Source organism: Mycobacterium sp. (assembly GCF_050701675.1).
GTDB lineage: Bacteria > Actinomycetota > Actinomycetes > Mycobacteriales > Mycobacteriaceae > Mycobacterium.
Genome location: NZ_JBOGDD010000683.1, coordinates 1 through 11,803 on the forward strand (window position 1 = coordinate 1; position 11,803 = coordinate 11,803).

Annotated in this window: 12 protein-coding genes and 1 pseudogene; all 13 read left to right on the forward strand. The window is 66.0% G+C overall.

Going from position 1 to position 11,803, the window contains the following annotated elements; all coding sequences use genetic code 11:
* Positions 1–419 precede the first annotated feature (419 nt).
* Positions 420–1,382 (forward strand): substrate-binding domain-containing protein, encoded by a 963-nt coding sequence (locus ACRDUX_RS20970; protein ID WP_526416097.1) that lies wholly within the window; start codon positions 420–422, stop codon positions 1,380–1,382.
* A complete protein-coding gene (locus ACRDUX_RS20975) occupies positions 1,379–2,374 on the forward strand; it encodes an ABC transporter permease (RefSeq protein ID WP_526416099.1) in 996 nt (331 codons plus the stop codon). The genes ACRDUX_RS20970 and ACRDUX_RS20975 overlap by 4 nt, the downstream gene beginning before the upstream one ends.
* On the forward strand, positions 2,371–3,165 hold the full coding sequence (locus tag ACRDUX_RS20980) for an ATP-binding cassette domain-containing protein (protein ID WP_526416101.1): 795 nt from the start codon (positions 2,371–2,373) through the stop codon (positions 3,163–3,165). The genes ACRDUX_RS20975 and ACRDUX_RS20980 overlap by 4 nt, the downstream gene beginning before the upstream one ends.
* Positions 3,143–4,075, forward strand: a complete 933-nt coding sequence (locus ACRDUX_RS20985; RefSeq protein ID WP_526416103.1) for a PfkB family carbohydrate kinase — start codon at positions 3,143–3,145, stop codon at positions 4,073–4,075. The genes ACRDUX_RS20980 and ACRDUX_RS20985 overlap by 23 nt, the downstream gene beginning before the upstream one ends.
* Positions 4,072–4,722: a nucleoside/nucleotide kinase family protein gene (locus tag ACRDUX_RS20990; protein ID WP_526416105.1), complete on the forward strand. Its 651-nt coding sequence runs from the start codon at positions 4,072–4,074 to the stop codon at positions 4,720–4,722. Before ACRDUX_RS20985 ends, ACRDUX_RS20990 begins: the two co-directional genes overlap by 4 nt.
* A 5-nt stretch (positions 4,723–4,727) precedes the next feature.
* A complete protein-coding gene (locus ACRDUX_RS20995) occupies positions 4,728–5,717 on the forward strand; it encodes a LacI family DNA-binding transcriptional regulator (RefSeq protein WP_526416119.1) in 990 nt (329 codons plus the stop codon).
* A gap of 24 nt (positions 5,718–5,741) precedes the next feature.
* Positions 5,742–6,764, forward strand: a complete 1,023-nt coding sequence (gene fbaA / locus ACRDUX_RS21000; protein WP_526416107.1) for a class II fructose-bisphosphate aldolase — start codon at positions 5,742–5,744, stop codon at positions 6,762–6,764.
* Positions 6,765–6,946: 182 nt separating this feature from the next.
* Positions 6,947–7,276: a hypothetical protein gene (locus ACRDUX_RS21005; RefSeq protein WP_526416109.1), complete on the forward strand. Its 330-nt coding sequence runs from the start codon at positions 6,947–6,949 to the stop codon at positions 7,274–7,276.
* A 113-nt stretch (positions 7,277–7,389) separates the two neighbouring features.
* Positions 7,390–8,661, forward strand: coding sequence for a threonine/serine exporter family protein (locus ACRDUX_RS21010; protein WP_526416111.1), 1,272 nt, complete (start codon positions 7,390–7,392; stop codon positions 8,659–8,661).
* A gap of 166 nt (positions 8,662–8,827) precedes the next feature.
* Complete coding sequence (locus tag ACRDUX_RS21015; protein WP_526416113.1) at positions 8,828–10,240, forward strand: FAD-binding oxidoreductase; 1,413 nt, start codon at positions 8,828–8,830, stop codon at positions 10,238–10,240.
* 217 nt (positions 10,241–10,457) lie between these two features.
* Positions 10,458–10,709, forward strand: a complete 252-nt coding sequence (locus tag ACRDUX_RS21020; RefSeq protein ID WP_526416115.1) for a putative quinol monooxygenase — start codon at positions 10,458–10,460, stop codon at positions 10,707–10,709.
* Positions 10,648–11,331, forward strand: a complete 684-nt coding sequence (locus tag ACRDUX_RS21025; RefSeq protein ID WP_526416117.1) for a VOC family protein — start codon at positions 10,648–10,650, stop codon at positions 11,329–11,331. Before ACRDUX_RS21020 ends, ACRDUX_RS21025 begins: the two co-directional genes overlap by 62 nt.
* A 145-nt stretch (positions 11,332–11,476) precedes the next feature.
* Positions 11,477–11,587, forward strand: a pseudogene (locus ACRDUX_RS21030) (hypothetical protein); the annotation flags it as partial.
* Between the last annotated feature and the right edge of the window lie 216 nt (positions 11,588–11,803).

Genomic DNA, 11,803 nt, shown 5'->3' on the forward strand with positions numbered 1-11,803 from the left:
TGGTAACCCTCACCCGATAGGCCGCCGCTGGATCTGGTCGATCAAAAAGCATCCTGACCTGGGGGCCGTGGGTTGGGTGGCACGACGGCTTTCGCGCAGAAGGGTGCTCCCGGGTCGAGGTCGAGAAGGGCGGCGTCCGAGTCCGACGCGAGGACGGCGTCCGATGATCGATGCCATGTCCGATGAGGCACGGCGCGTAGATCGAAGCGGACTCGGGATCGAACCATCGTCATCAACGGCCGGAAGCCACAGGCATTGAGATCGGCCAACGGCAATTTCGCGAAAGCGCATGCGCAAGCGCTTGCCTGGCCCCTAGGCTCATGCAGATCACGCGGCGTGATCGGCGTCGCATCGCGGACAAGGGAGTCCACATGCTCGGAAATCGCAGCAGAAGCACGCACGTGGTCGGGGCGTTTCTCATGGCAGGCTCACTGATTTTCGGGCTGACCGCCTGCGGTGGATCGAGTTCGGACAGCGTCAAGGTCGGACTGATCACCAAGACTGATTCGAACCCATACTTCGTGAAGTTGCGTGAGGCCGCCCAGGCACAGGCCGATAAGGACGGCGCCAAGCTGATCGCCCTGGCTGGTGCGTTCGACGGTGACAACGAGGGCCAGGTGGCGGCCATCGAGAACATGGTCGGCCAGGGCGTGAAGGGCATCCTGATCACCCCGAACTCCTCCACCGGAGTCCTCGACTCGATCAAGAAGGCGCGCGACGCCGGCGTCGTCGTGATCGCCCTCGACACCGCGACCGACCCCGAAGACGCCGTCGACGCCACGTTCGCCACCGACAACAAGGCCGCGGGCGTCAGCCAGGGCAAATGGGTGAAGGCCGCACTCGGCGCCGCAGCTCCGCAGGTCGTGATGCTGGACGGAACCCCCGGCGGAACCGTCGACACCTTCCGTCATGACGGATTCCTCGAGGGCTTCGGTATCACGAACGACTCGCCGGAGATCGTCGGCCAGGAGAACACCAACGGCGACCAGACCAAGGCGCAGACCGCCATGGAGAACATTCTCCAGCGCGCTCCGGGTATCAATGCGCTCTACACCATCAACGAACCTGCAGCCGCCGGTGCGTATCAGGCGATCCAGTCCGCCAACCGCGCAGCCCAGATCACCATCGGCTCGATCGACGGCAGCTGCACGGGCATCGCGGACGTGAAGGCCGGGAAGATCGGCGCAACGGTGTTGCAATTCCCCGCGAAGATGGCCGAGCAGGGCGTGCAGGCCGTAGTCAAGTTCGCCAAGGACGGAAGCAAGCCAAGCGGATTCAACGACACCGGCTCGCAGCTCGTCACGGACAAGCCCGTGCCCGGACTCGAGTCGCAGGACACCGCATGGGGCGAAAAGAACTGCTGGGGCTCAGCTAGCAAATGACCACTGGCGTACCCGCGACAGCGACGCCACCGGTGGCGAGCCGATTCAACGTGGGGAACATCCTGCGTGAACCGTTACTCGGTCCGCTGGTGGCACTCGTCATCGCAATCATCATCTTCAGCTCGATCGCGGATTCGTTCCTCAACCCGCAGAACGTGTCGCTCATCCTTCAACAGTCGGTGGTCGTCGGCATTCTCGCCGTGGGCCAGACGTTGATCATCCTCACCTCCGGCATCGATCTGTCCATCGGCGCGGTTGCCGTCTTCGGAACCATCGTGATGGCGCAGAGTGCGGGCGCCAACGGACCGGTCGTGGCGCTCGGGTCAACGCTCCTGGTGTGCGTGGTGTTCGGTGCGATCAACGGCGGCCTTGTCACGATCCTGCGATTGCCACCGTTCATCGTCACGCTGGGAACGTTCACCGCGATACTGGCGGGCACCCGCCTGCTCGCGGGCTCCGAGACCTACCGTGTGGAGCCAGGGCCACTCACCTTTCTGGGCACGTCCTTTCGCATCGGCTCGTTCTCGACGACGTTCGGCGTGGTCGCGATGCTCCTGGTCTACCTGGTGATGTGGTACGCGCTATCCCAAACGTCCTGGGGCAAGCACATTTACGCGGTCGGTGGTAACCCACAGGCGTCGAATCTGTCGGGCATCAAGTCCGGGCGGGTGCTGCTCTCCGTCTACATCGTGACGGGTGTGATCGCAGCCATCGCCGCGTGGGCTGCTCTCGGCCGAATCCCGAATGCCGACCCGAACGCATACCAGAACGCCAATCTCGAGACGATCACCGCGGTGGTCATCGGCGGAACCAGTTTGTTCGGTGGGCGCGGCGGCGTCGGCGGAACACTGGTGGGCACGTTGATCGTCGGCGTTCTCCGCAACGGCCTCACCCAGGCCGGCGTCGACAGTCTCTACCAGAACATCGCGACCGGAATTCTCGTGATCGTCGCCGTGGCGGTGGACCAATTCACGCGCAGGAGATCACAATGACGATCGGGACGAGCGGCGCACCCGTTCTCGAAGCGCACGGCCTCGTCAAGAAGTACGGCAACGTGACGGCGATCAACGGGGCCGACTTCGAGCTCCGCGAGGGCGAGGTCCTCGCGGTCATCGGTGACAACGGCGCCGGGAAGTCCAGCCTCATCAAGGCTTTGGCCGGCGCGGTGATCCCGGACTCGGGTGAGATCCTGATGAACGGAACACGCGTATCCTTCAAGAACACTCGAGACGCCAGAGCAGCCGGAATCGAAACGGTGTACCAGGATCTCGCGGTGGTACCGGCTCTCGACATCGCGTCGAATCTGTACCTCGGACGCGAGGTACGGCGAAAGGGCATCGCGGGCAGCCTGTTCCGCCGACTGGACATGCCGCGAATGCGCCAGGAGGCGACGCGGCACCTCGCGGACCTGAAGATCGGCATCAAGTCCGTGAACCAGACCGTGGAGACGTTGTCCGGTGGGCAACGTCAGGGGGTCGCGGTGGCGCGGGCTGCCGCGTTCGGCCGCGGCGTGATCATCATGGACGAGCCGACTGCTGCTCTCGGCGTTCGGGAGTCGGGACAGGTCATCGACTTGATCCGGTCGATCCGCGACCGCGGTATTCCCGTGGTGCTCATCAGCCACGACATGCCGCACGTGTTCGAGGTGGCCGACCGGATTCACATCCACCGGCTCGGGCAACGTGCGGGCGTCGTCGATCCGAAGAAGCGCTCGATGTCCGAGGTCGTCGCGCTCATGACCGGTGCGGAGGAGCCGACCGATGAGGAACGCGCCGGTCTCTGAGAAGGCTCCGGTCGGGGTCTTCGTCGGGTTGGCGACTCTCGACGTGATTCACCGCATCGCGAAACCGCCTGCGGTGAACCAGAAGATCACGTCTATCGCTCAGTTCGTTGCTGCCGGCGGACCGGCCGCGAACGCGGCCGTCACCTTCGCAGCACTGGGCGGCGACGCGATCCTCGTGACCGCTCTCGGCGACGATCCGGTCGCCGAATTGATCCGAGCCGACCTCGCTGCGTACGGCGTCGGCGTCGTCGACGCGGCGGCAGGCACCACCAGGGCGGTGCCCGTCTCCGCTGTGTCGGTCGTCGAATCTACGGGTGACCGATCGGTCGTCTCGCTCGACGCCGTGAACTCCGACGCGTCGCCACCGGAAGACCTCGGTGATCTGGTGGCGGATGCCGACGTGGTGCTCGTCGACGGGCACCACCCCCTGATCGCCCGTGCTGCCGTTCGACATGCGGCAGCACGGGTTATCACACTCGTCGTCGACGCCGGCCGATGGAAACCGGTGATGAGCGACATCGTTCCGTACGCGACGGACATGGTGTGCTCCAACGACTTCCGAATGCCGGGCGCCGACGACCCGGGGTCCACCGCCGAGGCGCTGGTCCGCCGCGGTGTTCGCACCGTCGTCTCCACGCACGGCGGCGACCCCGTCGAGTGGTGGTCGGATGGCGAGTCCGGGTCCGTGCCGGTGCAACCGGTGGTGGTGGTCGACACCCTGGGCGCAGGCGATGCCTTCCACGGTGCGTATTCATACTTCTCGACCCAGATCGAGAGCAGCGTCAGCGAGCGCATCGAGCGCTCCGCTCGCGTGGCGGCACTACGGTGTTCGGTGGTCGGGCCGCGGGCATGGCTGAGCGAGCTCCCCTTCGAATTTCACCCTGAACAGACTCGAAAGCGAGAACGGTGACCATCGAGCAGGGCGTGCAGGACGCCACACTGGACCAGTTGGTCGAGTCGGCCAAGGCGCTCGTCGTTCCCGGCGAACGTCGTATTCTCGGTCTTACCGGAGCTCCGGGAGCCGGGAAGTCCACCGTCGCGGCGCAACTCGTCACCGTTCTGGGTCCGGACGCCGCCGTGCTCGTTCCCATGGACGGTTTTCATCTGGCCAACGAAGTCTTGATCGACCTGGGGCGCCTGGACCGCAAGGGTGCGCACGACACGTTCGACGACGGCGGGTATGCACGGCTGATCGCGAACCTTCGGGCACAGCGCGTAGACGACCCAGTGGTGTACGCGCCCCGGTTCCGGCGTGAGATCGAAGAGTCCATCGGGTCGTCCATTCCCGTCTCGCCCACGGTGCCGCTGGTGGTCACCGAGGGCAATTACCTTCTGCTGGACTCCGATGCGTGGCCTGCGGCGCGGTCCTGTATCGACGAGGTCTGGTTCTTGGCCCCCGACACCGACGTTCGCCACGCTCGGCTGCTGCGCAGACACGAGGCGCACGGAAAGTCGCCGGAGGACGCGGCGTTCTGGGCCTTCGGATCCGATGAGCGCAATGCCGAACTGATCGAGTCGACCGCAGGTCGCGCGGACCGCATCGTGCGTCTCCGGTGACCACGATGGGCGACGTCGCCCGCATCGCGGGCGTCTCCGCGTCCACGGTCTCGCACGTGCTCAACGGCACCCGCAAGGTCGACAATGCCACGCGCTTGCGCGTCGAAGCGGCCATCGAGGAGACCGGGTACCGGCGCAACGTCGTCGCACGATCACTCGCTGCCGGGCGCACGCACACGGTCGGACTCTCGATCTCCGCGTTGACGAATCCGTACTTCGGGAGCCTGGTTCACGCCGTGGAACGGGCTCTGTCGGACGCCGGGTACGTGCTGATCGTCGGAGATTCCCACGACGACGTGGACTCGGAGAAACGCGTCACCGACTCGCTTCTGGACCGGCAGGTCGACGGGATGATCGTGGCACCCGCGGCCGGGTCGGAGCGGATGACCCTCCCCGAAATCACCCGCACTGGAACTCCTCTGGTTCTGATCGACCGCGGCGTCGACGTCGGGAGCGACCAGGTCGGCCCGGAGAACTTCTCGTCGGCACGGTCGTTGACCGAGCACCTGCTCGACCTCGGGCATCGTCGGATCGCCGTCGTACGCGGCCTTGCCGGGATCTCCTCCACCACTGAACGATTCGATGGTTACTCCACGGCGCTCGCAGAATGCGGCATCGCAGTCGACGCCGCTCTGGTCCTCGACGGCGACTCCAACACGGACGTGGCCGAACGCGAGGTGCACTCGCTGATGTCGGGTGAGAACCGGCCGACCGCGCTGGTGTCCTTGAACAACTCCATGACCATCGGAACACTCAAAGCCGTTCGCACTCTCGGCTTGTCGATTCCGGGCGACGTGGCATTCGTGTGTTACGACGACTTCGAATGGTCGGACCTCTTCGAACCCAGGCTCACCGCGGCGGCGCAGGACGTCGAGACGATCGGCGCCACCGCGGTCGAATTGCTTCTGCGCCGCATTCGGGGACACGATGCTGCGCCGCAACAGATCCGCGTGCCGACGACGTTCCACCATCGCAATTCGTGCGGATGCACTTAACGTCAACCGATAGGACTTTCAGTCATGCCGATAGCAACCCCCGATCGCTACGTTGCAATGCTCGATCGGGCCAAGGAGGGCGGGTTCGCATATCCGGCTATCAACGTGACCAGTTCCCAGACACTCAACGCTGCCCTGCAAGGGTTCGCCGAGGCGGATAGCGACGGCATCATCCAGGTGTCGCTGGGAACGGCACTCTATCTGTCCGGCAACATGGTTCAGAGCCGCTTCGCGGGGTCGAAGGCGCTCGCGCTCTACGCGCACGAGGTCGCATCGCACTACTCGGTCACGGTGGCCCTGCACACCGATCACTGCCCCGCCGAGAACCTCGACGACTGGGTCCGGCCGTTGATCGCCGACGCAAAAGAACGTCGCGGCCGCGGCTTGGACCCGCTGTATCAATCGCACATGTGGGACGGGTCCGCGGTCCCTCTCGAGGAAAACCTCCGCATCGCAAGAGGATTGCTGGAGTCGTCGGTGGAGGCCAACACGCTGCTCGAGATAGAGGTCGGCGTGATCGGCGGCGAGGAGGACGGCGTGTCCCACGAGATCAACGAACAGCTGTACTCCACCGTCGACGATGCGCGCGCCACCATCGAGGCACTCGGGACGGGGGAGCGCGGTCGGTACCTGACCGCGTTGACCTTCGGCAACGTGCACGGTGTCTACCACCCGGATTCGGTCCATCTGCGCCCGGAGATCCTCGAGGACATCCAGACCGTCGTCGGCGGCGAAACGGGAAGGGCCAAGCCGTTCGACCTCGTCTTCCACGGTGGATCGGGATCGAGCGCCGAGGACATCGCGTCCGCCGTCGCGAGCGGTGTCGTCAAGATGAACATCGACACCGACACCCAGTACGCGTTCACCCGGTCGATCGCCGGCCACATGATCGGCAAGTACGACCAGGTGCTCAAGGTCGACGGCGGCTACGGCAACAAGAAGTCCTACGACCCGAGGTCCTGGGGCAAGCCGGCCGAGAACGCCATGGCGGCACGGGTTGTCGAGGCCGCGCAAATGTTGGGATCGGCCGGACGGGCAATGCGCTAGGCACGCGAAAGACCCTGGTGGCACGGATATTTACGTCAATTGGAGAGGCCAGATTCAACGCTCCCGTCAGAAAGCGATGTGCGCAATGTTGCGCCGCTGTCCGGCTGCGCACCATAGGCTTTGGCTACCCGAGAGAGGCAGGCGTCACAGCACATGTTGTGGCCATTGTGGAGGAGCGAAATATGAGCTGGATGATGGTGTCGGCGTCCCGCGGTCTTCTGTCGAGAACCGTGATGGCGGCGGCGATTGCCGGGGCGGCCCTGGTGGGTGTGATCGTTCCCGCGAGTGCGGGCCCGGCCGGAACCGGCCTGTCCACCGCGACGGACGACCCGGGGTGCGACGCGTTCGGGTGGCGGCACCCGATGTGCGCCGGCGGCGCGTGGGATGAGTCGGCGTCTCAGGAGTGGGGACCAGCGAACGACGGAATTACGCCGATGCCAGGCGGCGGCGGCCAGGCGGTGCCCGATATAAGTGGTGGCCTCACCGAGCCGGGCATGCCAGGGGCCATCTAGGGGCGAGTCCTCCCAGCAGTCGCGCCGAAGTGCCGTCTGAATCAACAGGCGGTCCCCGGTCCATCGCCGGCCACATGCTCGGCTAGTGCGTCTCGACCTGGCAGAGTGACGCCGTGTCCGAAGACTACGACGCGGTCCGCGCCTTGCTGGCCTACCTGGGTGCCGCGATGGTGGCCACGGGACAGCCGGTCGGCGACGTGGAGGACGAGCTGACCGAGGTGAGCATCGCGCTGGGCTACCCCGACGTCCAGATCGCGGCGTCGCCGACCGGCGTCTTCGTGAACCTCGCCAGCGGCGCCCCGGCCACGTTCGAGTCGGTCAAGGGCGGACTGCGTCTCGACCAGGCCGCCGAGGTCCGGGCGATCCGTCATCGGTTGTCGCGGTCTGGCCTGTCGGTGTCGGAGGCGACCGTGGAGCTGCTCGATCTGCGCCATCGTCCACCCCGCTATCCGCAGTGGATGGCCAACCTCGGCTGGATCGCGATCGCCACGGGAATCGCTCTGATCCTGCAGCCCGGCGGCGCCAACGTCGCCTTCGCCGCCGCTGGGGCGGTCGTGGTGGTCGCCCTCTTCCGGCTGGGGCAGCGGTTCGGCCTGATCGCCACACTGCTACCTATGCTCGCGGCCTTCCTTCTGGCGTGCGGCGTCTTCGCAGCTGCCAACGCCGATGTGCTGGACGGTCCGTTGCGCACCCTGCTGCCGCCGTTGGCGGTGCTGTTGCCCGGCGCGTTGATCGTCACTGCGATGTCTGAGCTGGCCGCCGGCGACATGGTCGCCGGAACGTCGCGGTTGACCTTCGGGCTGGTCCAGCTGCTCCTGTTCACCCTGGGCATCGTCGGCGCCAGTCACGTAATCACCGTGCCGGCAGCCGAACTGACGAATCTCCGCGTTGACACACTTGGCTGGTGGGCCGCCCCGTTGGGGCTGATCCTCATCAGCATCGGGATCGGGGTCCTGGAGAGTCCACCGGTGCGGCTGCTGCCCTGGATCACCCTGGTCTTGGTCCTTGCCTTCGCCGCCCAGAGTTTCGGGCAACACGTCGGTGGTGCGGCGCTCGGCAGCTTCCTCGGCGCCGTCGCCGCCACCTTGGGGTCCTCGGTCGTCGAGGCCATGCGTCCGAATCTGCCGCGGTTGGTGGTCTTCCTGCCGGCCTTCTGGCTACTCGTCCCCGGCAGCCTCGGTCTGCTGTCCACCACTGCCCTCGTCACCAATCCTGGCGGTGGTGGGGCGAACGCATTCGGAGTGGTGACGGTGGTCTGCGCGATCGCGGTCGGGTTGTTGGTCGGCGCTGCGGTCGCACGGTCCTTCCGCGGTGCACTCCACAGGCTGGGGCGCGGGCACCCACTGCGCAGACGCGGTCGGCTGGGCCGGAGCATGCTGCGCTGACGGCCCATCCTCGATGGTCTTCCTCGCGTCGCCAGCGGACCGGACTAGCCTCTTGAAGACGCGGAGCCGACGGAGTCTCGACGGACCGATCTCCGTGCACTGCGTCGCCGGCGCGGGTCAACGGCTGCCCGGAGACATCGCCCGAGCAACTGGAGGAGGGCACCGCATGACGACACCGGCCCAGCCACTGACGAGTGCCACAGCCGAGGCCGTCGTCCACGATCTGCGGGCCGCGCTGCCCGAGGGACGGGTGATCATCGACCCCGACGTGGCGCGCAGCCTCAGCCGGGATCAGGCGGCCGGCGCTCCGGCCGGCGTGCCCGCAGCCGTCGTGCGTGCCCGCAGCACCGAAGAGGTCCGTCGGGTGGTCGAGATTTGTCTTCGACACCGCACCCCGGTCGTGCCGCGCGGAGCGGGCACCGGGCTGTCGGGCGGCGCGAACGCCATCGACGGCTGCGTGGTGCTTTCCCTGGAGGCGATGTCCGAGATTCTTGCGATCAACCCGTTGGAACGACTGGCCGTGGTCCAGCCGGGCGTGGTCAACGATGACCTTCGAGCGGCGGTCGCCGAACACGGACTGTGGTACCCACCTGATCCCGCGAGCTCGCCCTGGTCCACGCTCGGCGGCAACGTGGCCACCAACGCAGGCGGGGTGTGCTGTGTGAAGTACGGCGTCACCCGTGAATACGTGCTCGAGCTCGAGGTGGTCACCGGTTCGGCGGAAGTGGTGCGCATCGGGCACCGGACCGCAAAAGGCGTCGCCGGCTACGACCTCGTCAGCCTGCTCGTCGGGTCCGAGGGCACACTGGGCGTCGTCACCGAGATCACGGTACGGCTGCGCAGCTTGCCCAGCGCGCCCATCACGGTGGCGGGCTTCTTCCCATCACTGGTGACCGCCGGTGTCGCGGTGCGCGCGGTCGGTGCGGCGGGTATCACGCCGTCGGCGTTGGAGCTCATGGACCGGTTCTGCCTGCGCGCCGTCGATGATTGGAAGCAGATGGGCCTGACGGACGCCGGAGACGTCCTGCTCCTCGCGCGGGTCGATGATCCCGAGCCCACCGGCACCGCACTCGCCGATGCCATCGTCGAGCAGTTCAACGCGAGCGGCGCCTCGTGGGCCGAACGGTCGAGTGACCCCGATGAAGGCGAGGCCTTGTTCGCGGCCCGTCGTTTGGCCTACCCGGCGCTCGAGCGGCTGGGCCCTGTGATCACCGAGGACGTGTGCGTGCCCAAGGAGCACGTCCCGGAGATGCTGGCTCGCATCGAGGCGCTGGCGGAGCAACACGGCGTGCAGATCGCCAACATCGCGCACGCCGGTGACGGCAACCTGCACCCCTTGATCATCGGCCCGCCAGACGACGATGCCGACGCGTGGCGGCGCATCCACGGCGCATTCGACGGCATTCTCGATGCCGCGCTGTCCCTCGGTGGCACCATCACCGGCGAGCACGGTGTCGGCCTCCTCAAGCGCGGTGGTCTCGTGAACGAATTGTCGCCGACGGTATTGGGACTCCACCGTGCGATCAAGAAGGCACTCGACCCTGCGGGCATTCTCAACCCCGGCAAGATCTTCGAGTAGGGCGGCCCGCACCGCTGAGGGAGAGAATTCACTCAATGAATCGCGGCTGGAGCTTGCGCGGCTGTTGTATGCCGACTTCGACACCGGCGTGAATCGGGTTGTTGGCCAAACCTTTTTGTTGTCGACCGATGGCGGCCGCCGCCGAGACCGACAGTGAGCGACCTCTGGCGCGGGCGATGGTAAAAGCCGCGGACTTAGCGCAGCGGTGATTCTTATAGTGGTCAAGTTCGCTGTCGGCGATGAGTATCAGGACTCGTGGCTGGCAGCGACGAAGGACTTTACGGAAGCAACCCGAGCGGAGCCGGGGTCCCTATGGCGCGAAGGGTCCCGAAACGTCGACACCCCTTCGGAATTCGTCCTTGTCGACGGTCTCAGGGGTCAGCGGGCCGAGGTCGAGCATGACCTGGGTGAGTGCGTTCCTCAGTTTCGCCGACAGCGACTACGACGCCGGAGTGGCGTTGTGGCGTGAGCTGACCGGATACCCGTTGTCGCCGGACAGCGGCTTCCTGAGGGCGCGGCGGCTGGCCTTTGGACCAAGCGAGGTGCAGTTGGACGTGCATGTCCCGGATATCCTGGCCGCCACCGAACAGGTCCGAGGGTTGGGCGCCACCGTCGACGACGTCGTTGACCCTGTCGTGGGCCGCTCCCCCGGCGGCTTATCCTTCCGGCTCGTCGGTGATTCCGCGCTGATCTCGTCCGTGCCGAGTCAATGGCCCGACGGGCACACCAGCCTGGTCGACCAGGTCTCTGTCGACATCCCGCAGGAGTATTGGGAGACCGAGTCGGCCTTCTGGGCCGCACTGACCGGGTGGGAATCGCAAACAATTCCAGGGTTGTCCGAGTACGCCTTCCTATCCCGTCCGCCCGGTGCCCCACTGCGGATCATCCTGCAGCGGCTCGACGACCCTACTGGCACGGTGCGCGCTCACCTGGACTGGGCTGTGTCGGATCGCCCCGCGGAGACCGGGCGACACGTCGCCGCCGGGGCGCGGGTGGTTCAGGTGAACCCGATCTGGACCGTCCTGGATGGTGTCGTCCCGTATTGCGTCACCGATCGTGATCCGGCAACGGGGCTGCACTACGAGAAGTGAGCTCGTATCTGTTGCCGAATGCCGGGGACTTTGGGAGATTCATGGCAGGAAATTGACCCACCGCAGGGCTTCTCGCTGACTTGGTGTTGGTGGTGGCTGTACAAGATCCCAACGAATTGCAGTACGACCCGGAGCTTGACAAGACGCGCGCTCGCGAATTCTCCGAGCCGAGATTGGACTCGAGGATTTGGCGCGTAGCGGCGAGCGGCCGATGGTGTGGTCACTCGATGAGCGCTGGCGTATGACGGCACCGCCGACCAGGCCGTCCGCCGCACTCTCCTAGAGCCGTGATCCGAATGGAGCCCGGATCCTCGGCGACCCGCGCCTCGCGCGCGGCACGTCTGCCAACTTTTGCTTCTCGAAACATGTAGCCGCAGCTCGTTGATTTCCCTCAACGAGCTGACGGATGCTTGCTCCGAGCCGAACTCCAGTCCGGTCACGTTCGCTCGCATACGCCTGCCCAGTTCAGAAA